The 25,566-nt window shown below is 35.0% G+C and carries 25 protein-coding genes; 8 read left to right on the forward strand and 17 right to left on the reverse strand.

Annotated features, from left to right (window positions below):
• Positions 1 to 4: 4 nt before the first annotated feature.
• The 4 genes from P6N22_RS03435 (at position 5) to P6N22_RS03450 (ending at position 4,137) form a co-directional block, all read left to right on the forward strand.
• On the forward strand, positions 5 to 1,063 hold the full coding sequence (locus tag P6N22_RS03435; RefSeq protein WP_280330179.1) for a quinone-dependent dihydroorotate dehydrogenase: 1,059 nt from the start codon (positions 5 to 7) through the stop codon (positions 1,061 to 1,063).
• Positions 1,064 to 1,167: 104 nt separating this feature from the next.
• Entirely contained in the window at positions 1,168 to 2,418 is a 1,251-nt protein-coding gene (locus P6N22_RS03440; RefSeq protein ID WP_280330480.1) for a pitrilysin family protein, read from the forward strand.
• A gap of 46 nt (positions 2,419 to 2,464) precedes the next feature.
• Positions 2,465 to 3,358, forward strand: a complete 894-nt coding sequence (dapA, locus tag P6N22_RS03445; RefSeq protein ID WP_280330180.1) for a 4-hydroxy-tetrahydrodipicolinate synthase — start codon at positions 2,465 to 2,467, stop codon at positions 3,356 to 3,358.
• 2 nt (positions 3,359 to 3,360) lie between these two features.
• On the forward strand, positions 3,361 to 4,137 hold the full coding sequence (locus tag P6N22_RS03450; protein WP_280330182.1) for an enoyl-ACP reductase: 777 nt from the start codon (positions 3,361 to 3,363) through the stop codon (positions 4,135 to 4,137).
• A gap of 31 nt (positions 4,138 to 4,168) precedes the next feature.
• On the opposite strand, the gene P6N22_RS03455 is transcribed toward P6N22_RS03450, so the two are convergent.
• From P6N22_RS03455 to P6N22_RS03475, 5 genes are read right to left on the reverse strand one after another with little or no spacing between them, the layout of a single operon-like run.
• Positions 4,169 to 4,927, reverse strand: coding sequence for a metal ABC transporter permease (locus tag P6N22_RS03455; protein ID WP_280330184.1), 759 nt, complete (start codon positions 4,925 to 4,927; stop codon positions 4,169 to 4,171).
• Complete coding sequence (locus P6N22_RS03460) at positions 4,918 to 5,799, reverse strand: zinc ABC transporter substrate-binding protein (protein WP_280330186.1); 882 nt, start codon at positions 5,797 to 5,799, stop codon at positions 4,918 to 4,920. The genes P6N22_RS03455 and P6N22_RS03460 overlap by 10 nt, the downstream gene beginning before the upstream one ends.
• Before the next feature lie 9 nt (positions 5,800 to 5,808).
• A complete protein-coding gene (locus P6N22_RS03465) occupies positions 5,809 to 7,212 on the reverse strand; it encodes a hypothetical protein (protein WP_280330189.1) in 1,404 nt (467 codons plus the stop codon).
• Positions 7,213 to 7,272: 60 nt separating this feature from the next.
• Entirely contained in the window at positions 7,273 to 7,545 is a 273-nt protein-coding gene (locus P6N22_RS03470; protein WP_280330191.1) for a hypothetical protein, read from the reverse strand.
• Positions 7,546 to 7,575: 30 nt separating this feature from the next.
• Positions 7,576 to 8,202, reverse strand: a complete 627-nt coding sequence (locus P6N22_RS03475) for a class I SAM-dependent methyltransferase (RefSeq protein ID WP_280330193.1) — start codon at positions 8,200 to 8,202, stop codon at positions 7,576 to 7,578.
• Between the two features lie 80 nt (positions 8,203 to 8,282).
• On the opposite strand from P6N22_RS03475, the gene pgsA reads away from it, so the two are divergent.
• Complete coding sequence (gene pgsA / locus P6N22_RS03480) at positions 8,283 to 8,834, forward strand: CDP-diacylglycerol--glycerol-3-phosphate 3-phosphatidyltransferase (protein WP_280330195.1); 552 nt, start codon at positions 8,283 to 8,285, stop codon at positions 8,832 to 8,834.
• Complete coding sequence (rseP, locus tag P6N22_RS03485; RefSeq protein WP_280330197.1) at positions 8,834 to 9,886, forward strand: RIP metalloprotease RseP; 1,053 nt, start codon at positions 8,834 to 8,836, stop codon at positions 9,884 to 9,886. The genes pgsA and rseP overlap by 1 nt, the downstream gene beginning before the upstream one ends.
• On the opposite strand, the gene P6N22_RS03490 is transcribed toward rseP, so the two are convergent.
• On the reverse strand, positions 9,875 to 11,083 hold the full coding sequence (locus P6N22_RS03490; protein ID WP_280330199.1) for an amino acid permease: 1,209 nt from the start codon (positions 11,081 to 11,083) through the stop codon (positions 9,875 to 9,877). The genes rseP and P6N22_RS03490 overlap by 12 nt on opposite strands.
• A 175-nt stretch (positions 11,084 to 11,258) precedes the next feature.
• On the opposite strand from P6N22_RS03490, the gene P6N22_RS03495 reads away from it, so the two are divergent.
• Positions 11,259 to 11,933: a YggS family pyridoxal phosphate-dependent enzyme gene (locus P6N22_RS03495; protein ID WP_280330200.1), complete on the forward strand. Its 675-nt coding sequence runs from the start codon at positions 11,259 to 11,261 to the stop codon at positions 11,931 to 11,933.
• A gap of 54 nt (positions 11,934 to 11,987) precedes the next feature.
• Here P6N22_RS03495 and P6N22_RS03500 read toward each other — a convergent pair whose 3' ends face one another.
• The 8 genes from P6N22_RS03500 to P6N22_RS03535 all read right to left on the reverse strand — a co-directional run bounded on the left by P6N22_RS03500 (position 11,988) and on the right by P6N22_RS03535 (position 21,887).
• Positions 11,988 to 12,719: a TonB family protein gene (locus P6N22_RS03500; RefSeq protein ID WP_280330202.1), complete on the reverse strand. Its 732-nt coding sequence runs from the start codon at positions 12,717 to 12,719 to the stop codon at positions 11,988 to 11,990.
• Complete coding sequence (locus P6N22_RS03505; protein ID WP_280330204.1) at positions 12,712 to 15,795, reverse strand: efflux RND transporter permease subunit; 3,084 nt, start codon at positions 15,793 to 15,795, stop codon at positions 12,712 to 12,714. The genes P6N22_RS03500 and P6N22_RS03505 overlap by 8 nt, the downstream gene beginning before the upstream one ends.
• Positions 15,796 to 15,808: 13 nt before the next feature.
• Entirely contained in the window at positions 15,809 to 17,245 is a 1,437-nt protein-coding gene (locus tag P6N22_RS03510) for a 4Fe-4S binding protein (RefSeq protein ID WP_280330206.1), read from the reverse strand.
• A complete protein-coding gene (locus P6N22_RS03515; protein WP_280330207.1) occupies positions 17,238 to 17,639 on the reverse strand; it encodes a biopolymer transporter ExbD in 402 nt (133 codons plus the stop codon). Before P6N22_RS03515 ends, P6N22_RS03510 begins: the two co-directional genes overlap by 8 nt.
• Positions 17,629 to 18,072, reverse strand: coding sequence for a TonB-system energizer ExbB (gene exbB / locus P6N22_RS03520; RefSeq protein ID WP_280330210.1), 444 nt, complete (start codon positions 18,070 to 18,072; stop codon positions 17,629 to 17,631). Before exbB ends, P6N22_RS03515 begins: the two co-directional genes overlap by 11 nt.
• Positions 18,073 to 18,083: 11 nt before the next feature.
• On the reverse strand, positions 18,084 to 20,264 hold the full coding sequence (locus P6N22_RS03525; RefSeq protein WP_280330212.1) for a TonB-dependent receptor: 2,181 nt from the start codon (positions 20,262 to 20,264) through the stop codon (positions 18,084 to 18,086).
• 149 nt (positions 20,265 to 20,413) lie between these two features.
• Positions 20,414 to 21,160, reverse strand: a complete 747-nt coding sequence (locus tag P6N22_RS03530; RefSeq protein WP_280330213.1) for a carbonic anhydrase family protein — start codon at positions 21,158 to 21,160, stop codon at positions 20,414 to 20,416.
• A gap of 64 nt (positions 21,161 to 21,224) precedes the next feature.
• Positions 21,225 to 21,887 (reverse strand): tRNA-uridine aminocarboxypropyltransferase, encoded by a 663-nt coding sequence (locus tag P6N22_RS03535; RefSeq protein ID WP_280330215.1) that lies wholly within the window; start codon positions 21,885 to 21,887, stop codon positions 21,225 to 21,227.
• A gap of 26 nt (positions 21,888 to 21,913) precedes the next feature.
• Here P6N22_RS03535 and P6N22_RS03540 point away from each other — a divergent pair, with 26 nt between their 5' ends.
• Positions 21,914 to 23,155 (forward strand): NAD(P)/FAD-dependent oxidoreductase, encoded by a 1,242-nt coding sequence (locus tag P6N22_RS03540; protein WP_280330217.1) that lies wholly within the window; start codon positions 21,914 to 21,916, stop codon positions 23,153 to 23,155.
• 2 nt (positions 23,156 to 23,157) lie between these two features.
• On the opposite strand, the gene P6N22_RS03545 is transcribed toward P6N22_RS03540, so the two are convergent.
• The 3 genes from P6N22_RS03545 to P6N22_RS03555 form a co-directional block, all read right to left on the reverse strand.
• Positions 23,158 to 24,480 carry a cation:proton antiporter gene (locus P6N22_RS03545; RefSeq protein WP_280330218.1) on the reverse strand — a complete coding sequence of 441 codons (1,323 nt, stop codon included), beginning with the start codon at positions 24,478 to 24,480 and terminating at the stop codon, positions 23,158 to 23,160.
• 94 nt (positions 24,481 to 24,574) lie between these two features.
• A complete protein-coding gene (locus P6N22_RS03550) occupies positions 24,575 to 25,126 on the reverse strand; it encodes a thiamine phosphate synthase (RefSeq protein WP_280330220.1) in 552 nt (183 codons plus the stop codon).
• Positions 25,126 to 25,554, reverse strand: a complete 429-nt coding sequence (locus P6N22_RS03555; protein WP_280330222.1) for a hypothetical protein — start codon at positions 25,552 to 25,554, stop codon at positions 25,126 to 25,128. Before P6N22_RS03555 ends, P6N22_RS03550 begins: the two co-directional genes overlap by 1 nt.
• Between the last annotated feature and the right edge of the window lie 12 nt (positions 25,555 to 25,566).

Raw genomic sequence — 25,566 nt, forward strand, 5'->3', positions numbered from 1 at the left:
CGTTATGCTAAATTATGACTCAATTAAACCGTATCTTTTTAAATTTGAACCTGAGACTGCACACCATATTGCCTCATTTGTGCTAAGACTTCCAAATATCTCTCAACTTCCGTTTAACTCGTTTTTAGAATCTCATTTTATCAATGACGAAAGTTTGCACCAAGAACTTTTTGGAAGAACTTTCCTAAACCCTGTAGGACTAGGTGCAGGTTTTGATAAAAATGCAACGATGATCAGAGGTATCCAAACACTTGGATTTGGTTTTACGGAAATTGGAACGGTAACTCCAAAACCACAACCGGGAAATCCTAAACCGAGAATGTTCCGTCACATTGAAGAGCAAACTATTCAAAATGCGATGGGCTTTAATAATGACGGTGCGTATAAAGTTGTGCAAAGATTAAAAGAGCGTTATCCGTTTTCAACTCCTATAGGTATTAATATAGGTAAAAATAAAGTAACACCTGAGAATGAAGCAATTAACGACTACACACACCTTATCAAAGCATTTAACGGCTTAGGAGATTATTTTGTAATTAATATATCTTCACCAAATACTCCAGGGCTTCGTGATCTGCAAAACGAAGAGTTTATTACAGAACTTTTCAAAGAAGCCAAAGCTTTAACAGATATGCCGATTTTATTAAAAATTGCACCTGATATGACACCTGAAGATGCTGTAGCACTTACGACTCTTGCAGTTGAAAAAGGAGCTGACGGGATTATTGCGACAAATACGACAATTGATTATTCGCTAGTCAATGATCCTAAAGACATTGGCGGTTTAAGCGGTGCTGTTCTTAAAGAAAAAAGTTTTAAAATTTTTGAAGCTATTGCAAAAGAACTATACGGTAAAACTACACTGATTTCTGTCGGGGGTATTGACTCCGCAGAAGAAGCGTATAGAAGAATTAAAGCAGGTGCCAGCTTGGTACAAGTATATAGTGCAATGATTTTCCACGGTCCGGATCTGATTATGAATATCAATAAAGGACTTGTAGAACTTTTAAAAGCCGATGGTTATACAAACATTACTGAAGCTATCGGAGCAGATCGCAAATGATTAAAAGTTTAATGGTTTTAGCGCTAGGAGCAACCATGATTTTTTCTTCAGAAACAGTAGCAAACAATAAAGAGAGCAATATGACTAGAATGAAAACAGTAAATATGGGAACTACGCTCCCTGCATATAAAACAAAAACATTAGACAATGGTCTTCAAATTGTTGTCGTACCTATGCAAAACGATACAAATGTAGTAAGTACAGACATCTTTTATAAAGTGGGCAGCCGTAACGAAATTATGGGAAAAACAGGAATTGCCCATATGCTTGAGCATATGAACTTCAAATCATCTAAAAACCTTCAAGCCGGAGAGTTTGATAAAGAAGTTAAAAGTATCGGCGGCGTGAATAACGCTTCAACTAGTTTTGACTATACCCATTACTTCATCAAATCAAGCTCAGACAATATGAAAAAATCTATTGAGCTATATGCAGAATTAATGCAAAATCTGACATTAAAAGATGAAGAGTTCCAACCCGAACGTGACGTTGTAACAGAAGAACGCCGTTGGAGAACAGATAATAATCCGCTTGGATACCTTTATTTTAAACTTTTTAACAATGCCTATGTGTACCATCCGTACCATTGGACACCGATCGGGTTTATGAATGACATCCGTACATGGACGATCGAAGATATCAAAAGTTTTCATAAAACATACTACCAACCGCAAAATGCAATCTTGGTAGTTACCGGCGATATTGAACCAAAAGTTGTATTTGATGAAGCTCAAAAAGCTTTCGGCAGCATTGAAAACACGGCTGATATCCCTGAGGTAAAATTTGTAGAGCCTGAACAAGACGGTGCTAAACGTGTACTTATTCATAAAGAGAGCGAAGTGGAAATGATTGCTATTACTTTCCATATCCCTGACTTTAAGAATGAAGATCAAACAACGCTAAGTGTAATTTCAGAGATTCTTTACTCAGGAAAAAGTTCTCGTCTTTATAAAGAGTTAGTAGATAAAAAACGTCTTGTAAACTCTGTTTATGCGTACAACATGGAAAATACAGATCCGGGACTTTTCATCTTTATGGCTACATGTAATCCGGGTATAAAAGCAAAAGATGTAGAAAAAGAGCTTATTAAGCAAATCAAGCTATTAAAAGAGAAAAAAGTATCGAAAAAAGAGCTTGAAAAAGTAAAAATCAATACAAAATCAGACTTCATCTATTCATTAGAAAGCTCAACAAGCGTAGCAAACCTTTACGGAAGCTATCTTGTTCGCGGTGATATTACACCGCTTATGCATTATGAAGAGAATGTTAGCAACATTACACCTAAGGTGCTTCAAGAAGTTGCAAACAAGTACTTTGACTTCAACAAGTCGACTACAGTCATTTTAAAAAAATAAAAGTTTTTCGCTATAATTGCGCACAACTTTAAAGAGGGTAAATTATATGGATATTGTTACAGGTTCTTCGACCGCGCTTATCACGCCGTTTAAAAACGGAAAACTTGATGAGCAAAAATATGCTGATCTTATTAAAAGACAGATCAAATACGGTATGGATGCAGTTTGTCCGGTAGGTACTACCGGTGAGAGTGCAACACTTACACACGATGAAGATATACGTTGTATAGAGATAGCTGTAGAGGTTTGTAAAGGTACTGGGACTAAAGTTCTTGCAGGTGCCGGTAGCAATGCTACACACGAAGCTATCGAGATTGCAAAATATGCACAAAAATGTGGTGTTGATGCTATCTTTTCAGTAAGCCCATACTATAACAAACCTTCTCAAGAAGGTCTTTACCAACACTACAAAGCAATCGCAGAAGCCGTACCGGAACTTCCGTTTATGCTTTATAACGTACCGGGACGTACAGGTGTAGATATTTCAGCAGAAACTGCGATCAGACTTTTTGATGATGTAAACAACATCTATGGGATTAAAGAAGCGACAGGAAGCTTAGAGCGTACAACTGCTCTGCTCTCTCAAAGACCTGACTTTAAAGTTTTCTCAGGTGACGATGCAATTGATTATCCAATTTTAGCAAATGGCGGAGCAGGAATTACATCTGTAACTTCAAACCTTATGCCTGACCTCAAATCTGAACTTGTAAAAAAAGCACTTAGCGGTGATTTTGCTGGAGCTAAGGCAATCAATGATAAACTATATCCTCTAAATAGTGTTATGTTTTGTGAATCTAACCCTATTCCAATCAAAGCAGCTATGTATATTGCAGGACTTTTAGATACTTTAGAGTATCGCCTTCCATTGGTAGCTCCAAGTGCTGCGAATATGAAAAAAATTGAAGAAGTAATGAAAAATTACGACATTAAAGGACTCTAAGAATGACAAACTTCAAAGGAAAAACTCTTTTTATCAGTGGTGGTACTCGCGGTATCGGTAAAGCAATTGTATACGCTTTTGCAGAAGCCGGTGCTAACGTTGCATTTACATATGCTTCAAGTGCAGATACTGCTAACGAGATGATAGCCGATATCGAATCAAAATACGGTGTAAAATCTCGTGCATACAAGCTCAATATTTTAGAGCCTGAAACGTATAAAGAGGTTTTTGCTGCGTTTGACGAAGATTTTGATTCTTTAAACTATTTTATCTCAAATGCAATTATTTCTGGTCGTGCCGTTGTTGGCGGTTTTGGTCCATTTATGAGACTTAAACCAAAAGGTCTTAACAATATCTGGACAGCAACTGTTGATGCATTCGTTGTTGGAACTCAAGAAGCTGCGAAAAGAATTGAGCAAGCTGGTGGTGGTAGCATCATCTCTATGAGTTCTACTGGTAACTTAATCTACACTCCAAACTATGCAGGTCACGGTGCTAACAAAGCTGCTGTTGAAGCAATGGTAAGATACGCTGCTGCTGAGCTTGGTGAAAAAAATATCCGTGTTAATGCAGTAAGCGGTGGACCAATCGATACTGATGCACTAAGAGCATTCCCGAACTACGATGAAGTTCGTGCTGAAACAGAAAGAAGAAGTCCATTAAACAGAATGGGATTCCCAAAAGATTTAAGCGGTGCTTGTAAATTCTTATGTAGTGATGAAGCTGGCTGGATTACTGGTCACACACTTATCATAGACGGTGGAACAACTTTCCAATAAAAAGTTTTCAAGTAGGTTTTTAACCTACTTCTCACTTCTCTTCTAAACTCTTTTTCTCATTAAAAACTACAAATACTAATGATACAACTACCATAACAAAAATAATACTGTAGCCTGTTGGAAGATCATAGCTGTATGAACCAATAATAGCAGTAATTATGGCAAAAATTCCACTAACCCACGCTACAACCATAGGATTAAATCTTTTTTGCACAACTCCAATATAAGCAGGAGCTATTAAGAGTGCAAAAACAACGAGAACACCTGCTAGCTGTACAGATGATGTTACAGTAATAGCCAACATTACAAAGAAAAGTATCTCTTTAAAAAAGCCCTTTGTTCTTGGATAAATCAAAAACATCACCAACGAGATAGGAATATATACAGCTATGCTTGTATAAAGTTCATCTTTTGAAGTAAATAAAATATCTGCAGCACTCAGCTTAGAAAATATCTCCAGCCCCTCAGCAGAATTTGCAAGTATGAGCATAATAGAAGAGATCCCAAGCGCATATAGCAGCCCTATAAATGCTTCTACATTTTTTAGATTTTTACTTGCCCATGCAATCACTAAAGCGGCAAAAACTGCAAACGATAAAACAAGGAGAGTTCTATAGCTTCCATCTAAAAATGCGATGCTTAAAGCCATACCAACAGCTGCAATCTGCCCAATGGCAAGATCGGTAAAGATCACACCCCTACGGATGATCTCTATACCGAAAATCGAATGAATATATACAAGTAAAACAGCCAGCGTAAACGCCGGCCAGAAGATATCTACTATCTGCATAGTCTTTCTTCTATGGTGTTATAAAAACTCTTTAGTGTGTCTGTACCCTCAACACTACCGACATCGTGAGGTAAAACTATAACTTTTGCACCGGTTTTTTCCGCTATAAATGCAGCAGTTTTTTTCTCATGATATACATCTTGTAAAATGGTATTTACACCCTTCTCTTGCATAAGATTAATAGTTTTGAGTGCATCTTTAGAACTCGGTGAAATACCCGGTAATGGTTCAATATTTCCAACTAAAGCATAATCATATCTTTGTAGAAAATAGTTAAATAGTTGATGATACTGTACAACTTTTTTATCTTTACACACCGCCATTTTTGCATCATACTCTTTTAAATAGCTTTCCCAATCTTGTAAAAAGCTTTGCAAGTTGTTTTCATATGCAGTTTTGTTTGCATAATCAAGCAATACTAGCTTCTTAGCAATCAGTTTTGCAATTACTGAAATATTATGTGGATCAAGTACAAAGTGTGGGTTTCCATCGGGATGGACATCACCTTGAGCACGTGACACTACTGCAGGTTTATTGATCATATTAATGACACCGCTAACATCTAAAAAACCTTTTGAACCAATGTTTATATTTCTGTTTTGTGCACCGCGAAGTAATGGCGGTAACCATCCGATCTCTAGTTGTCCACCATTGATCACTAAGAGATCAGCTCTTCTTAGCTTTGTTATTAGCGAAGGTTTTGGTACTATAAAATGTGGATCAAATGTAGGGTTTGCCAGTACATCCACTTTTACATTATCTTTTCCTATCTCTTTTACAACCTCACCTAAATATGCATACGTCGTTACAACATTTATTTTTGCAACAAGAGAAACTGTTGCGAATAATGCTAAAAATATTATTTTTTTCATATATCCCTCCTAGAAGTTATGTGCGCCGTGTGCACCGATTGCCAAGTTCATTTCAACAATATAAGTATCTATATGTTGTCTTTCCCCTGCTTCATTAAACATTGCATTGTTACGATTATACTGTAGTCTGAATCTTGCAAATTCACTTGTCGTATAGTCGATCATTGCCGAGTATCTGTCAAAATTATTTTGCGTAGTTTGAGCAACCCCGTTTGAAGTAATATCGTTTTTATCGATGTTGTCATACCTCATACCCATACGCCAGTTTTGATTGTACGCATATACTAGTTGTACATAATATCCACCTTGTTTTTTAGTAGTTGGTGTCACGTTAAATGCAGTTTGTGTTGCATCAGTGTATGTATATACTTTTCCATCCATATCGCGGTAAAGATACTCCCCTTGAAATGTCAGGTAAGAGTATGAATCAAAATAGTGTTTAATAGTCAGATCAGCACCATACAAATAACTTCCACCTACAAAAGCATGTGGAGCTTCATCTGTTAAATGGTTAATTCTACTGTCACCGTAAGCGATCGAACCTCCATAAAGAAAAGTTGTGTTATCTAGATCAAATGAACTTTTAATATACCCTACCAATAAGTTTGGTTGATCAGGTGAACTCACAGCAATAGTTTCCGGATCTCCTGCAGGGGCGATAGAGCCGTTTCCATACATAGATGGATTTTTCCCTTGGAGTGCTTCAAAACCGATCATAGTATATGTATCTGTCGGAAGTGTCCACTGTAGTTGTGCGCCAATATCATTGATCCCGTGCTCACCTAAAAATGACACATATACAAGCGGCATATCCGAAAAATCTTGAACATGTTGATGTTGTGCATTAATACGCCCAAAATCAGATCGAAACTTTCCGAGTTTTGCTTTTAATCCATACCCAAGTGACGTCGTTTCACCAAATGCCTCTTCAACCTCAAAAGCATCTTCACTTAAATGAAAAATTCCCGTGAGTGAAAAATATGGGTCAACAATACTTTGGAGTGCTAATTCTGCATAGTTAAAGTTAAACCCGTCTTGTGCATTAAGAGGTGCATGTGATGTTCCGTCACCATGAGAGTGCTGCCCCATAATTCCGTGAGCGATACCCGGTATCTCTAAGTGAGTTAACTCTTCATCTTTTTTCGATCTGCTCACATAACTTGTATCTACTATTAGTGAGATATCGGGCATATAACTGTTTTGCGAAAAACTGTTGACACTTCCGGCTAGACTTTGTTGTATAGAAGAATCCTCTTTTTGTATCTGCTGACTTTCTAGTTTTTCAACTTTTTCAAGTAACTTTTGCGTAACTTCCTGTTGTTGTTTTAACTGTGCTTTTAAAGCTTCCAGTTCACTATCTGCAAACGATGATACTGCTGCAAATAGAGATAAATAGACAAATTTTTTGTACATAAATATCCTCTTGATCTATAAAATGTATTGATAATGTTTTTTTCTTGTTATTTTGTAAGATTAAGAGAATATAGGGGGTGCACGTGGGTTTACATTTGAGATTAATGCATTTGTATCTAAAGAAAATAAAGAAGTTACAATACTTTCACTGATATTGTCAAGCTGTGAAAGGTATGCACTTTCTTGAGGAATGTCTGTATCAAAAATAGTAGACTGAATAGTACATATTTGACAGTCATTATGCTGTTTTAGATCGTTATGATGGTGAAATGCACCCATCATCGTCGCTAACAGTAGTACGATTCCTACATATTTTGAAACAAATTTTTTCATGATGGAACTATAACAAATTAAATTTAAATTTTACAGAGTAAAAACAATTAGCCTTTTTTCTATTTTCAAGTCTTTAAAACCATATGCTTTTTGTATCCATTCTAAACTTTCTCTTGTATAAAGAAAGACATGAGTCGGATCATTTTTATAATACCATGAAGCGAAATCGATAGACTCATCATAAAGCTCTGTCATCAGATAAAGTTTACCACCATCCTGTAACATCGATTTAAGCAATAAAAACTCTTTTCTCGGCTCGTAAAAATGCTCAACCACTTCACAGGATGTAATATAATCGTATTTCTCTTTCAAGAGTTCAATTTTATTTTCAAAGAAAGGATCAAAGCTTCTTATATTGTAATTGTGTTCTTGCAACAGTTTTGTAACTATTTTTGAACGACCTGCACCAAAATCAAGTCCTTTATTTTCTTCTTTGAAATCCTGAAGCACATGTGTAACTATAGGAGATACAAACTTTTTATATCCTTCATCTATCTCTGTAGTGTGCATCTCATAACGCTCTTTTTCATTTGTACTACTTGGTAAATCTTCAAAAGCGGTAAAAATTGCTTTACATTTTGGACATTGAAAATAGTTTTGTTTTTCTTTGTAAAAAGGCTCTGCCGAAGTGCTACATAGTCTGCAAGTTTGATTCATAAGGCTAATTGTATCATATCAACCGTTGATAAGTATTTATAAGATAAAATCGCAATAACTTTTAGAAATGAAGGAATTTTTTGCTCAATCTACCAAACTTTTTAGCCTCAATCAGAATAATTTTGGCACCGCTCATGTTTTGGGTTATTTTAAACCCGCAAATTTTTACAGATAACGGTTACGACATAACTTGGAACTATTATTTTGCTTCACTGTTGTTTGTTTTGGCGAGTGCTACCGACTTTTTTGACGGTTACATTGCAAGAGAATGGAATCAAATGACTATGCTTGGAGCCATCCTTGATCCTTTGGCAGACAAGATGCTTACTCTTGCGGCATTTTTGGGACTGATGATGATCGGAGAAGCTTCAGCATGGGCAATTTACATTATCATTATTCGTGAACTCTTTATCACCGGTATCAGAACTATAGCAGTAAGTGAAGGTTTAAGCGTCAAAGCAAGCTGGTCGGGGAAAATTAAAACTGTAGTACAAATGATTGCTATCGGCTTTTTACTTATGCATTGGCCTTACGGTGATGCTCTTTTATGGTTCGCGGTATTTTTAACTGTATATTCAGGGCTTGAATATGTTTGGGGATTTAGAAAAGCACTTTTAAAGGATGAAATTTAATGGGTATTTTTACAGCCTTACTTGTTTTATCGGCACTTATATTCTTTCATGAACTAGGTCACTACACTGCAGCACGTCTTATGGGTGTCTATGTAGAGGTGTTTAGCATCGGTTTTGGAAAACGTGTTGCTACAATCAAAAAATGGGGAACTGAATGGAGTATTGCACTCATTCCGCTAGGCGGCTATGTACGTATGAAAGGTCAAGACGACCTTGATCCTGCAAAAAAATCATATGATTCGGACAGCTATAACTCAAAAACTCCATTACAAAAGATATTTATCCTTTTTGCAGGACCTCTTGCAAACTTTTTACTTGCTTTTGTACTTTATTTTACAATTGGTCTTAGCGGTCCACAAGAGCTCTCTCCAGTGATTGGAAAGGTAGTTCAAGACTCTCCAGCAATGAAAGCCGGACTTGAAGCGAATGATGAAATCGTTACAATTAACGGAGTAAAAATAAAAAGCTGGAATGAGATGGCAGAACTCATTGCGGGTTCAGATTCAGCATTGAGTCTTGAAGTAAAACGCGGACAATATCTTCACCAAATTCTTTTAACACCTGAAATGAATGAAACACAAAATATGTACGGTGAAACAGTACAAAGAAAAATGATTGGAATATCTGCTGCAGGTGTTACTCATCCAAAAGAGTTAAGTTTCTTCGGGACATTCGAATATGCTTATGATCAAACAGTTTTTGCTAGTACTATGATCTTTACAGGTGTTAAAAAACTTATTTTAGGCGAAGTACCTGCAGATCAACTTGGCGGTGTTATCAGTATTGTAAAACTCACATCCGATGCGAGTGAGATTGGATGGATTAGCCTATTTTTCTTTACGGCACTTATCTCTGTAAACCTGGGAGTACTCAACCTGCTTCCAATTCCGGCACTTGACGGCGGTCATATTATGTTTAATCTCTACGAGATGATTTTCCATAAAGAAGTAAGTGAAAAAGTGATGGTCAACCTTACAATTGCAGGATGGGTGATCCTTTTTGGACTTATGGGTCTTGGTCTGTTTAATGATATTAACAGATTAGCCGGCTAAGACAGAGCTTATCTCTATAACCAATAAGATAATATTTACAACTGTACCAATGATAGGTATGATAATCGGATAGTTTACACTACTCTCTTTTTTTTGAGTGAGTTTTATTTTTATTAACGAGAGATTCATCAGTGTAAATATGATGAATATAAAAAAACTAGTTAAACTGGCAAGAGTAATAATAGGCAACCATAAAGCGAATATAAATACTAATAAAGAAGCAATAACTGTTGCAAAAACAGGTGTTGAAGTTTTATAGTAAATAGTTGCAAATATGCTTGGCAGTAAATTATTGTTTGCCATTCCGTAAAAAAGTCTCGAAACCATAATAATTTGTATGAGAGCACCGTTAATCACTGCAAATGAACTTATTAAAGTCAACACATATGCTTCATTACCTGTCAATGCTGTATACACATCCGATAAAGGAGCTTTAGAACTTGAAAGTATTTTCGGTTCAATTGCCAAAATAGATATCAATGCCACTAAAAAATAAAGTGTCGTTGAGATGATTAAAGAGAGTAGAATAGCTTTTGGCAATGTATATGTCGGGTCTTTTACCTCTTCTGCAATGTTTACCATATCTTCAAATCCGATAAAAGCATAAAAAGCCAGAAAAGCACCAAGTGCTATGATATAAAAACTGGATATTTCAAAGTCAGGAATCAGTTTATCATATTGAACAGCTTTAAATTCAATATTTGAAAATCCGTAATAAATAATAATAAAGAGACCGATAATTTCAACTATTGTAAAAAGACTTGCAATTTTTACAGACTTTGAAATGCCGACTATGGCCGTAAAACACAAAACACTAATCAAGAGAATAGATAACAACCACGACGGAATCTCTATTAAGGTAGAGATATACCCATTAAAACCGTTGACAATGGTTGCACTTGACAGTATACCTCCCAGTGCAATCATTACTCCGATACTGATAGATAAAAAGTTGGAATTAAAAGCTTCTTTGGCATATAAAGCTTCTCCTGCACTGTATGGAAACCTTGCGGAGAGTTCACTGTAAGTTAATGCAGTGAAAAAAACTACAACACATGCGACTACAAAAGATATAGGAGCATAATAGCCTGCTATTGAAGCAACTTTACCGACCAAGACATAAATACCAGCACCTAAGATATTTCCCAGTCCATAAAATACAAGCAAAGGTAAAGTGATGTCTCTTTTTAATGGCATTTTTCTACTTTAATCGAGGTTATCTGTATTGTATTACATTATTTAAACATCAATTCTTAAAAATGACTATTTGCATTTATAGTTTAAATATTATTCTGATAAAATTATCATTATAAATGCAAAAAGTAGAGATTAAAAACTTTTAATATGAATAGATAGTTGTAAAAGGAAAAAAATGGACCAAACAGAATATAAAATATATATAGATGATGTAATCAGACGTGTAGAAACAGCTCGTTTAAAAGTGGACGATCACCATATTGTAAAAATAGTAGCTGTAAGTAAATACTCGACAAGTGAAGAGATCGAAAAACTTTATGCAATTGGTCAGCGTGCATTTGGGGAAAATAAAGTACAAGACTTAAAAACAAAATCAGCAGAACTTGACGAGCTCCCTTTAGAGTGGCACTTTATCGGTAATCTTCAAAAAAATAAAATCAATAACTTAATCGACCTTGCACCTAGTCTGTTTCAAGGGCTTGATTCACTAGAATTGGCAGAAGAGTTACAAAAGAAACTCGTTGCAAAAGAAACTACAATGGATTGTTTGTTACAAATCAACTCTGCAAAAGAGGAATCAAAACACGGTGTAATGCCTGAAGATGCACTTGCTATATATAAAAAGATTCAAGAAGAGTGTCCAAATATTCACCTTAAAGGTGTTATGAGTATCGGTGCTCATACTGATGAGCAGGCTGTGATTAAAAAAAGTTTTGAGACTACACACGAAATTTTCAAACAAATCCCTGATGCAAAATACTGTTCAATGGGAATGAGCGGAGACTTTGAACTCGCAATTGAATGCGGCTCAAATATGGTACGCCTCGGCTCTATCATGTTTGATAAGTAAAACTTCTTAGTACTTATTGAACTTCTTCATAAGCATCTGTTCGATAAATAGTCTCTATTTTAGAACATATGCGAGTTTTATTTTAAACTCTTGAGGAAATTCTAATAAAGAGTTGGTAACACTCACGGGAAAGCTGTCTTCAATCGCTGAAATTGTTGATTTCTCAAAAATGCTTTTCCCCTCTAATATCTCTATACCATCTACACCGCCGTTTGCCAATACAATGAACTTCACTGCTACATCACCTTCAATCCCACGTCTTCTTGCAGACAGAGGGTAATGTTTATTTTCATTAATTCTTTTAATAAGGTCTTGTGTAAATAGATCTAATTCTTTCTTTTTTACAGCCATCATCTGCTGAATCTCTTCTTGCAGTCTTTGCTCATCTATAGATTCTTCTTGTACTGTTTTTTCCTGTACATCTTCTTGCTCTTCGACAAATTCTTCTAGTAGTTCAGTCTCTTTCTCTTGAACTGCAACCTCGTTTATCTCAGGTTCTATCTCTTTTTTTACGATCTCTTCTTCAACTACTTTTGGCTGCGGCTTTGGTTTGTGCAGTACTTTTTTTTCTTTTTTAACTAGCTTTTTTTCTTCTACTTTTTTTTCAATCTTCTCTTTTTTTGTATGACACTGTTGCTGGATAATAGAGAAAGCGACTGTTTTACTCTCTTGTATCTCATTAACTTCAGTACTTTCATCCTCAAGGTTCACAAAATAGATCCCCGATGCAATAAGTGAAGCATAAACAATGAATGAAATTACAAAAGAAGAAAAATATCTACGCATCTTTTACTCCGCTAATATAGTTATATAAAACAGGTACATAAAACAAATTAAGTATAGTGCCCCATAAAAGTCCAAATCCAAGACTGATTGCTAAAGGTTGAAATGCCACTGCTTGAGCCGTTGCAAAGAACATTAATGATGATAGCCCCACAATAGTTGTAACAGAAGTTAAAACAATAGGTCTCAATCTTCTTGAAGCCAGTTTGAAAATATCACTTTTCGTTTGTGCATTACGCAATGTTGCCATCATAATAATCCCATCATTGACAATAACTCCCGAGAGCCCTAGTGCACCAATGAGTGACGGTAAAGAAAGATTGAGTCCCATAATAAAATGTCCAGCGTATACACCTAGTACTGAAAATGGAATTACAGAAAGAACTATTAATGTTTCTCTGAATGAGTTAAACAGGTATAAAATAGAAATAAAGATCAAAACAATTGCTACTATAGATGCAAAAAACATCTCTATTTGCATAGTACGTTGTTGTTCCTGTTCACCTTTAAATCTCAGTGATACTCCTGGAGTATTTTTGATTTTTTCTAAAGCTGGTTTAATTTTTTCAAGTGCTTCAGATGATGTAACAATAGAAGGATCCACATTAGCAAAGACATAAAAGTTTGTTTCTCCATCTTCTTTAACTAGTGTTTCTAACGATTCTACTTTCTCAAAAGTACAGAGGTCACTCAGCTTGACATACTGATTTTTTATAAATACTTCTATATTTTTAAACTTTTCCAAATCATCTTTGAAATTGATAGATTTAATCTTTACGTCTAAAAGCTCTTTACCGTCAAAAACAGTGGCAATTTTTTTTGAAAGATAAAGATTTGCAATGTAATTTCCAATATATTTTTTTGTAACTCCAAGCTCTTGTGCATAACTATTTAGACTTATTTTGATCTCATCTATACCTACTTTAACATTATCTCCGTAATATTTAATTCCTTCAACGTTAGCAAGTGCGCTTTCAAGATCTCTTACTGCCTGTAATGCTTTCTTGTGATCATCACTCACAACGCCTATACGGATATCTGCTTTTGCATGCCCCATCTTCTTTTCAACAACCATAAGATTTGAAAGATTATATTTCTTTTTCAACTCCTCTTTTTGAAGCCATTTACGTAAATCTTTAGAGATCTCCTGTGAAGATTTATCCCTGATGCGATCAGTGTCATCATAATAAAAACTAAGATATGGAGTGATAAACTTATCCATAAAATTCATAGGTTTGAGTTTATACAATTCCAAATTTATATACCCTACATAAGGATACATCTCTGCCGTTCCTGTTGCCGTTCGTCTATATCCTGCCGTAGAACTTACATGTTTAACATAAAATCTTTCTTTTTGAGAAAGTATCTTTTTTTCCAACTCTTGGATAATTGCCAAAGATTCTTCCAATGTCATTGTCGGTTGTGCTTTAAAAGTAATAGTGATTGAAGAAGTGTCAAAAGGTTGAAACATCTGAAACTTTGAATTTTTAGCACTAAAAAAAATCAATACAGGCACAACTATTAAAAAGACAGTGATAAAGCTTTTTTGATATTTTAATAGAAAATCTAAACTATTTGCATAAAGAGTATTGATTCTCTCCCATGAAAGTGTTTTTGAATTCTTTGACAAAGTATGTGATGCGTGGATTGGTAAAAATACAAAAGACTCTATCAAAGAAGCAATTACAAGTGCCGAAAAAGCGATAGGTATCAGCTGAATAATTTCCCCTAGCCTGCCACTGATCATAAGTAATGGAATAAAGGAAAACAATGTTGTTATTGAAGCAATGGTTACAGGTTTTGCCATCTCTTTTGTTCCAAGTAACGCTGCTTCTTTTGGAGAATATCCTTTTTCAATATACTGCTGAATATTCTCACTTACAACGATAGCGTCATCAACAATTATACCGATAGCAATAAGTACACCTATTAGGGAGTTTACGTTGATGCTATAAGGGGTAAAATAAAAATATATCGCTCCGATAACAAATGATGTAGGAATTCCCAAAGCAATAATAAATGCCATACGAGCATTGATGAGAATTGAAATTAAAAACATGATTAATAAAATCCCAAACATAATGTTCGAAATAACAATATTTAATCTGTCTTTGATCACAGTAGAGTTATCCATTCGGATATCTAAAACTGCTCCTTTAATATTCAAAGTATTAACAAGTTTTTTAACTTGTTCGGAAATTGTTATTGCATTTCCAATCGGGTTTTGAGATACTGCCAAAGAGATAGAGTTTTTTCCATCCATACTTGCCAATGTAGAAGCATCTTCATATCTCTTTGTGATCGTAGCGATATCTTTAATAGTTAATTGTTTATCCCCTATGTTAATTGTAGTATTTTCCAGTTTTTTTGAAAGTTGTTCTTCATTTTTTATAGAGAGAAAAAATTGCTCTTTTGCATTGTCAATTTTTCCAAGTGGAAAGATATAAGAAAGTTCCGAGAAAACTTTAACTACATCATCTAAAGAAAGATCATAAGCACTTAATCTATCTTCATCAATAAGTACCTCATAATACAGATCTGAATCTCCAAAAATAGTTACATCAGAGATATTTTCGATAGTTAGTATTTTCGTTTTTAATTTTTTTGCCAAAGCTTGTAGTTCATCGCGTGAAAGTTCCGATGAGCGTATAGAAACCTGCATAAGGCTTTTTGAATGTGCCACATTTCTCACAGTAGGCACTTCCATATCACTTGGCAACGTATCTTGAACCAGTGTAAGTGTATCTTCTACATCACGCAGTATAGTTTGTTTATCGATCCCTTTTTCAAGTTCTAAAGTAATCGCAAATTTACCCGGAGAGATGATAGAACTTACATTTTGCACCCCTACAATATTTTGTACTTCCGATTCAATCTCTGCAACAGCCATTGTATTTAAACTATCTACAGATGCACCAGAATAGGCACCCCTGATCGTAATAGTTTCAGGTTCTATTGTTGGAGAGATCTCTTTTGGAATCTTCGTATAAGAATAAATTCCTATTGCAAAGATCAAAAAGAACAATGTGTAATTCATTTTATAGTTCTCTAAAAAGAACTTTAAAAACCTTTCAAACATATATGTTGAAATCCTACCCTTTTACTTGAGGTTTCTTTGCAGTTTTATGCTGCATTGAATGGTGTGAGTGTTTTGCCATACCGTAAGTTTTAAATACGTATACACGATATAAATTTACCGACAGAAAAAATATAATTAGCGATGCTGCGAAAGGGAATGCTACCATCTTTTTCATTTTAGTTGCATCAATTTTCGCTAAACGTTTATATAAAATCACAAGTGCCCAAATAATTGCTATCCATTTTAAAGCTCCAAAGATATGCAACCAGCTGTCACCTCTGCTTGCAAGCGGTGCCACATGAAGCGTCATACCTACAGCTTGTCCAAACCCTTCGGCAATTTTATTTGCCTCATGCGTAAAAAAACTCTCCAGAGTATGAGCGATGGAACCGATGATAAATAGCGGTGCATATGCATATCCAAGATCATAAAATACAGATTTAAAATCTTTTTGCAGAATTTTTGAAGCCACATACATTCCTGCTACTGCTGCAACTACAGAAAAAATAACAGCATATAAAAAGGCAAAAAGTCCCACTGCATCCAATGTTCCAAAGTTAATGTACTGTTCAACCCAGTGAGCCGTTTTTGTCCAGATCATATCTCCTGCAGCATTACTTCTGTTAATTCCGTGATGAAATGACATAGTGACTGGAATTGCCGCTAATATTAGAATGTACGCCCATATCTCTGCCGGCATTGTTTGAAACTTTTTAAAGAGTGAAAAAGATGGCTTTGTAATTCTAAAAGCAACAGCCTCACATCCTTTTGTACAATCCATACATAAAGTACAGTCCGTTATTGAATCTCTTTTATCAAACGTAAACGGTTTCAAATTTTGCGGACAAGCACTTGCACATTCAAAAGTTTTACAAGAACTACATTCCTCTTTATATGTACCAAGCCATGTAAAAGACATTTTTCCATACGCTCTCGTTAATACGCCGATAGGACACACAGATTTACAATAACTCATATCTTTATAAAGAAAATAGAGTACAAATGCAAGCACTGTCATCACACTAAACATAACAGCCGTACCTAATGGACTTCTAAAAAGACCCGGATTAAGATAATATACACCCCACCAGCCGATCATCAAAATTCCAAGACCGATATATCTGTTTTGCAGCCATTTAGGCATCTTTTTTTGTAAACCGAATTTTGTAATGTATTTACCTAAAAAACCGTGTGGACAAATACCGCAAAATACGCGTCCAAGTGTCGGCAAAGTAATTACCATAAACAGTGCCCAGAAGATTCCCCAAAATACTGCCCATGTGAAAAGATTCTCTTTTGTCTGATGCGTAAAGCCGTAATAAATTGCATAAAAAAACACTAATGAAACTACGATGCGTAGTAGCATTAAAAAACTTTGATTTTTAAATAAAAATTTCGTGATAGCATACTTGAACAGATCGTTATTATCCCTTTTAATTTGATCAACCATTTACTTCCCCTTTATGAGCTTTTTTTGTGACAATGCCTAAGTTTTTAAACTGATTGCTCTCTAAAATATCCAGAAGATATACAAAGATTTCAAACTCAGCTTTTTTATCACAGTTGATAGCTATTGCCGTATCTTTTTTATACGTCAGTAACATTTTTTCAAGATCTTCTTTGAGTACTTGTTGCTTATCAAAAAGAATCTCTCCACTTTTTTTAATAGTAATCGTAAGATTTTTCTGCTCTTTTTGCTTTTGAGCGGCAGAAGCATCAGGTAAATCAACAGGAATAATCCCTTTTGCTACAAAAGATGCCGTAGTAAGTACGATCACTAACAGTACAAGCATAATGTCTATAAACGGAACTACGTTTATAGAATCAAATTTTTTAATTTGCATGCTTTCTCTTTTGTTCTATATCCCACTTTGCAAGAATAACTTCTATTCTTCTTGTTAAATGGTTATAGAATACAATTGCAGGAATTGCTACTAAAAGCCCCATAGCTGTAGCTTTAAGTGCAAGAGCTAATGATGTCATGATCATTTTTGCATCCAAATCACCGCTTTGCCCCATCGTATAAAACGTTACAATGATTCCAAATACGGTACCGAGCAGTCCAATATAAGGAGCATTAGAACCGAATGTAGAAATAATGTTAATGTTATTCGTTACGGCAATTTCAAGTTCTTCTTTTGTTTCATACAGCTCTACCTCAACCTGTTTATAAAATAACAGCCTTTCAATCCAAAACAAAAGTGCCAAAAAGCTCATAAAGCCTAAAACGCCGATTATTCCATAATCAACAATATTTTTTATCAGTTCTATATTCATCTCTAACTCTCTTAGAATTTAGCAGATAATCCCGCTAAGTATGTACGACCAGGATTTACAGTAAGTCCCATATCTCTGTAGTCGTAAAGACCGTCATCGTTTCTATCTCCAGTTGCACGAGGCATCATATAATACTGCTTATCAAAAAGGTTCTCGATTTTTCCGAAAACTTCAAGTTCTAAACCTGCTAATTTTGTATTATATTTTGCTCTTAAATTCATTAATCCATATCCAGCAACTTTAATTTGATTAATCTCATCTGCATATTGTGATGATCTATATGTTCCATCAACAGTAACTAAAACATTTGGTGTCACTTTATAATCTAATTCTGCATATAAAGTATGTTTAGAATTTCTCGGTACATAATTACCTGATAAATTATATGTTCCTGCTACAAAAGGTCCAGTTACCGGGTCAGTAAGAACTAATTTATAACTGTCAAATCTTGTATATTTAGCATCTAGGTATGTATAGTTAAATACAAAATAAAGCTCTTTTTTCTTGTCACTGTTTACAGCAAGTTCTAAACCTCTGCTTCTCATATCTGCATAGTTTCCATATGAAATATCTATACCAGGTGTCGGATCACTAACATAGTTACCACCGTTTTTCGTAATTGCATCTTTTCTAGTTAACTGAAATACTGATGCCTCATAAGAAAGTCCGCCAACTTGTTGTCTCAATCCAATCTCATAGTTATATGTTTTTTCAGAATCAATATTTAAATTATTTACATAACTTCCGTATGATGCAAGATCACCCGCATAAATCTGTGATAAAGTTGGTACGCGGAAACCTGTTGAGAAGCTTGCGAAAAGTGTCGACTTTGGTGTCAAGGCATAAGTAGTTCCAGCTCTGTAAGAAGCTTCATTAAAAGTTTTATTCCAATTTTCCATAGTCTTATTATTTGAATAATCGTATTTAATATTGTCATATCTACCATTAAGAGTAAATGTCAGTTCCTTTGTTAGACCATATTTAAACTCACCGTAAACTGCATTGATATCTTCATCTGAAGTTGTATCACTTCTCAATGTTCCTACTGTATACGTCTTACTGCTCCATCCAGAACTGATAGTTGTATTAACACGGTCTTTACTTGTTTGGTCTGTACTATTTCTTGCTATATCAATCCCTAACATTCCAGCTGCAGAATTTCCATCCATTCTATATTCAGATTTGAAGCCTCTTTGTTTCGTTTTTGCATAAGATTCATATAAATGGTCATCTCTAATTCCATCACCGTTAGAGTCAAATGTTCCACTTTGATTTTTTGTCTCATCAGTGTATTGATAAATTTGTGCCATAAGATTTGAGTTATTTCCGAAATCTTTTGAGTATGTTAAAAAGAGTTTCGTCAAATCAATATCGTAATCCGTTGCATATCCAGTCTCACCAACACTAATAGGATTAGCTTCAACATGATTCAGGTATTCGCCAGTGCCAGAGTTATACGTCATGTAAGTAATAGAACCTGTATCATTTTCAAAACGTTTTGTTTTATCTGCACCGAATGTAATATCACTCGTATCATCTATATAGTATTGAAACTTTCCATTGATAGACTTCGTCCAATAATCGGCATCTTCCCAATAACCGTCACTCTTCTTATAGCTTGCCTGTACATATGCGGCAAAATTATCCGTTCCTAGGTTATATGAAGCTAGATACTTTCTATATCCATAACTTCCTACTTCTGCCGTTGCAAAACCTTCATTTTTACTTTTTGGTCTTTTTGTAGTAATGATTACGGCACCTGCTAAAGCATCGTTTCCATAAAGATAAGAAGCTCCACCTTTAATTACTTTGATAGATTCAATATTATTGATATCAATATTTACACTTCCTGCTCTTTCTTGTACAGGAACACCGTCAATTACAATTGCAACACCAGGTTTTTCTCCCATATAAACTTCAGTAGCTACCCCACGGATATGGATCTTGTTTGAATCCCCCTCGTTTTTTCTAACAGTAACACCAGGTATAGTGTTCAGTACATCAGCGATATTTTCAGCATGAAATTCTTCCACACTTTCACCGCTAAGTGTCGCAGTAGAAGATACTTCCGTTTTTTTAGTTGCAAATTTATCATCAATTGTTGAAGATTCAACTTGGATTGTTCCCAAATCATTTGCTGATAAATTAAGTGCAATCGCACAAATAGCAGATAAATGTATATATTTTCTCATTTAACGTTTCCCTCAAATTTCAAATTTGACGAAAATTTAACAAAAAAGTGTTACATTAGTGTTAATTTTATTTTTTAAGAATGATTTAAAATAATTGTTTTTAACATATAAGAACAATAAGAGAAATTAAATTCTCTTATTATTGTAGTTTATTGAAGGACTTTTCTTGCGTTTGTAGGTTGAATAGGTCTATTATTTGGATGATGCATTGTATGAGAAAATTCTTCAACTTCTTCTGCAGAAACTTCAGAATAATGTTTCATTACAAACCATCTTACACCTTCACTACATGGAGGAGTTGTTAATGAACCATCAAATCTATAATATGTTTTGTCTGATGGAAGCATCTCATTAATCATGTTTGCCGGAAGTTTACAAGTAGCTTGCTCACCTGCTTTGTGTGGCATTTTTTTCCAAACTCTATTGATAATTGGATTATCCGTACCGTCTTTAAACATAACAGCCACAACAGCTAATGAACCGTCTTGTGCAGAGTGAACAAAGTGTGCCTCTAAAGGAAAAGCCTTTCCGTCAATGTGGTTTTCACTCGGTGCATGAAAGTGAAATTGTTTTAATTCAAAAGTTTTTTCATCAATAGTAATTGTACTACCAGGTGCAATATTAACCTGTACCGTATGCCCGTTATTAATAACTGATACAGCAGAAGTTTTATAATCGAATTTAATTGGCTCTAAACCTACTGTTTTGATTGTATTTTTTGCAGTAATATCAATTGGAGATTGTGAACCGCCAAGTTTACATTCTGCATATTTTGGATCAAGATCACCCCAGTGAGCAGGATCTTCTTCCCCCATATATCCCCAGTGAGCTGAATGAACTCCTGCCAATAATGATGAACTTAATAGTACTCCACTAAATAGTGCAACAAATTTCATTTATATCCTTTTTTTGAATCTATATTAAAAGTGGAATTATATTGTGATGTTGATGTGATAAGGATTAAATTTTTTGCGTATATCTTTTAAATCTTACTGCGTGACTTTTTGGGTTTGCTATCAACTCTTTTTGATACTCTATCATTTGTAAAAAAGGTTTTGTAAAACTTTGAAGCTGTTCTTGTGCAATGGTTTCTATATTCCATTGATTGAGGCATTCTAATACTACTTGTGTCGATTCTATTGTTGATAGATAGGCATCATCGGGTTGTACTTTAATCTCATACTGAGATGTTTTTTCCGTAGTAAAACTCATATGCCGCAAGGTATTTAAATTTTTACTCAATGTAAACATTTTTTTCGTACATGCCCATGTAGAATCTATAATAAAAATTGCCAAAGGTTTTTCAGAGCTTTTTGGATTTTCATTGCTTATGTTTACAGCATCTTGTGAAGGGAAAAGTATATAACTCTCATGTGTGGCAATAATTTCATTTATACGACTATTGTCTGAAAAGTCAATTCCTACAAAAAGTTCTGAATTCGGCAAACTCTGATGTGTAAAGTGCCCCGTATTGTTTTTTACTTTTTTAAACTCTTTAGGATGCATTAAAACAACAAACTTCGTCTGCGTATTGATGCTTTCACAGTACTCACACATACAAGAGCTTTTAGGTCTGTAACACTTGTAACACTTTTCCCGATCGCCGTAATATGTACATTTCATAAGCGCAATTATAGTAAAATAAGCTTATGAATAATGATGTGTATGATCTCATAGTAGTCGGCAGCGGTGCAGCAGGACTCATCGGTGCCGTTGTAGCAGCCAGAGAAGGAAAAAAAGTCCTAATACTTGAAAAACTTTCAAAAATTGCTTCAAAACTAAAAGCTACCGGCGGTGGACGCTGTAACTTAACTAATACTCTCTCAAACGAAGAGTTTATGTCCCGTTTCGGACGTGACGGACGTTTTATGCAAGATGCCCTGAACGCTTTTGATCATAAAAAGTTAACTGAATTTTTAAGTGGAATCGGTATTGAAACACATGCACCCGATGGTTTTCGCATCTTTCCTACATCACATTCTTCACAAACAATTATAGACGGTTTTGCCAATGAGCTCGAGCGTTTAGGAGTAGACCTGAAATGTGAGCAAAAAGTTGAGCATCTGCTAACTGACAATGGATACATCACAGGTGTACAAACAGAAAATGCAAGCTATAAAACCCATAATGTGATCTTGGCAACTGGAGGATTAGGCTACCCTACTCTAGGTGCAGAAGGTGATGGCTACAACATGGTAAATACTCTAGGACATACAGTTACTGATCTTTCCCCTGCCATGATGCCTTTAAAAACAAAAGAGAGATGGCAGGAAAACTGTCGTGCAGATACGATCGCAAAAGTAGAACTTCGTGTTGACCTTAAAAAACATAAAAAACTACATGCTCAGGGTGATCTTATATTTACAAAAGAAGGTATTCGCGGTCCTGTAGTACTTGACTTTGCAAGAGAAGTGACACCGCTTCTGAAAAAATATAATGAAGTACCCATTTTACTCAACCTTACAAAAGGGAAAAATGAGGAGCAAATCAGAGAACATCTCAAAAAAGTTTCTCTGGATACACCCGATAAAACAATTGTCGATATTGTACACACCCTACTTCCACTCCCATTATCCCAAGAACTTTGTAAACTTGCAGAGATTGACGGAACTTTGAAATACAATAAGATCGAGGGACAAAAACGTGATCACCTTATTAAGCTGTTAGCATGGACACCTATGACGGTAACGGGACATGACGGCTTTAAAATGGCTATGATCACAAGAGGCGGTATAAGCCTTAAAGAGATTGATCCAAAAACTATGCAGAGTAAGCTTATCAAAGGGCTCTATTTTTGTGGAGAGATTATGAATCTTGACGGTCCTTGCGGCGGCTATAACCTTCAATGGAGTTTTGCAAGCGGATATCTTGCAGGACAACTCAAAAACTGAACCTACTTAGAGAACTTAACTCCAAAAAACTCCAGTTCTTTTCTACCCATATAATAGGGTTCCCACCATTTTATAACCATTGGTGCCGTAATATTTAGTAAAAAGATTGTTAGAATCAAAATATCGAACTGTTTGAGATCTATTAAATGCTCATTGACAAATGCGATATCAATCACAATAAAAGCAAGTTCTGCACGTCCTAACATACCGAGCCCTATCATAATGCTTTGATACCATGCATACCTGCCCGTATATTTAGCAGCTAATGCAGCTGAAAGAACTTGTAAGATAAACACGGCTGCAAACAATGTCAATACAACAGGTACTATTTCTATGAGCAATTCAAGTTCTATAATCAGTTTTGAACCGAGTTCAACAAAAAAGATAGGACCGAAGATAGTGTAAGCCAGATGATTTATAACAAATTCACTATCCTTTCTATGTGAACGCATCTCATTGTCAACTTCCATCATAAAATATTCTTCACGCAAAAACAAACCTGCAAAATAAGCACCTATTGCAGGATGAAATCCAAACTGATCTGCCAAAGCTCCAAAAACAAAAGCGGTAAAGAGCATAACCAAAGGGGTGAATTTTCCGCTATAAGCCATCAGCAGTTGTCTGATTCCCAAATAGCTTCTAATTTTAATAACTATCTGAAGAAGCAGAGTATATTTTTTATCTTTTTCTTTTGGCAGAGAATCGGGGAAAAGTACTAAACCTATAAAACTGATAATTGCAAAGAAAGTAAGTACTTTAAAAACAATTACGGAGAGTTGAGAGAACTCTATCATGGAACCCGTAGTTGAACTTTTTACGGCAATAGGAATCATTATGGAAAGACCGATAAGTGATAAAATATCATCAATTACAGCAGCACTCATAATTGCCGTAGAAGCAGTTGTCCTATGAAGTCCTTGTTCATGCAGAGACACCATAGTCAAACTAACTGCTGTTGCCGTCATAGTAAGTCCCCAAATCATTTGCATATTAAACCCGTATCCAAACAATCCAGCAGTATAAAATCCTGCTAAAAATGGAAATACTGCACCTATTACTGCTATCCCGAAACTACGTTTTAAACTTTGCATAAAATGGTTAAGATCTTCATCAAAACCAAGTGCAAACATAATAAATACTATCCCCCAATCCCCGATTGCTTCAAGTATTTCATTATGTTCAGGCAATATCCCTAAGTTCACTCCTATAGAGCCAAAAACAATTAACCATATTACATCGATCGTGGATGTTTTTTGAGAAATTATTTTTGCAATAACAACGAAAAACAGTATTATTGCAGAGTAGCTCCACATTTCGTGTCCCATTTTGACACTCCAGTTTTTATAATCTATATGAATATTATATCTGAGGAAGATTTTGAAGTCAAAAAGCAGTTAATGACTAGCTGTAAGATTTGCTTTAATAAAAATAACGTATAGATGCAAAACCGTATGCTTTAGCATCCTTGACCTGTTGGATCTGTTTTTCTTCTATGATTCCGCCGAGTGCAAAAACTTTAATATCTACTTGTTCTATAAGATCTTTTAGAGCTTCAATTCCTTTGGGCTCTCCTTTGTTTGGTGAAGGAAATATCGGACTGTATGTTACATAATCTGCACCGAGTTGTTGTGCTTTTTTAACTTCATCATAAGTATGTGTGGAAATAATTACTTCTAGTCCAAACTCTTTTGCCTTGGCAATACTTTCAAACTGAGTAGAGTTTAAATGTACACCTGTAGCTCCCAATTCTTTAGCTAAAAAGGGATCCTGATGTAGAAAACATTTTACAGATGTGTGTTTGTTACATACTTGTATAAAAGTTTTTGCAAGCTTAGGATAATTTTGATTTTCTTTATCTCTGTATAGAAGAAAATCGGGTTGATGTTTTTTAATCTGTGCTTCCAGTGTCTCCTGAAAGATAGTATCTTCTTGTGTGTAAAAATCATCAGAAGTGATCAAGTATTTTTTCATTAATGAAATCTCAACCTTTGAAAATCTACACTTTGGGCTTCAACATCATTCATATAACGCTCTTTTAAAAGTGTTACATGTTTTAGTAATCTGTCCAAAAGATACAATTCTACAGGTGTGTACAATCGACGTGCTTCTTCAATATACTCTAACAAAAAGTCAACCGCTTCAAGTTCAGTTTCAAACTTGATCTCTTCAACAACTGATTTTACTTCTTCGTATTCCACATCACCGCAAGTTGAGAGAAAATCATAGCTCAAATCAATTGTTTTCATAGTTGGGACAGCTTTTGAAAAAGCAAAATGGTTATAGAGTAGACATCCCACAAAATATTCTATATCTGAAGGCTCAAACTCACTGTATTGATTTTCTTCATTTGCATAATGTTTATGCCATATTTTTAAAATTTTTTCAATTTTTTCGCGCATAATACCTCTTTA

Source organism: Sulfurimonas sp. C5 (assembly GCF_029872055.1).
Classification (GTDB): Bacteria; Campylobacterota; Campylobacteria; order Campylobacterales; family Sulfurimonadaceae; genus Sulfurimonas.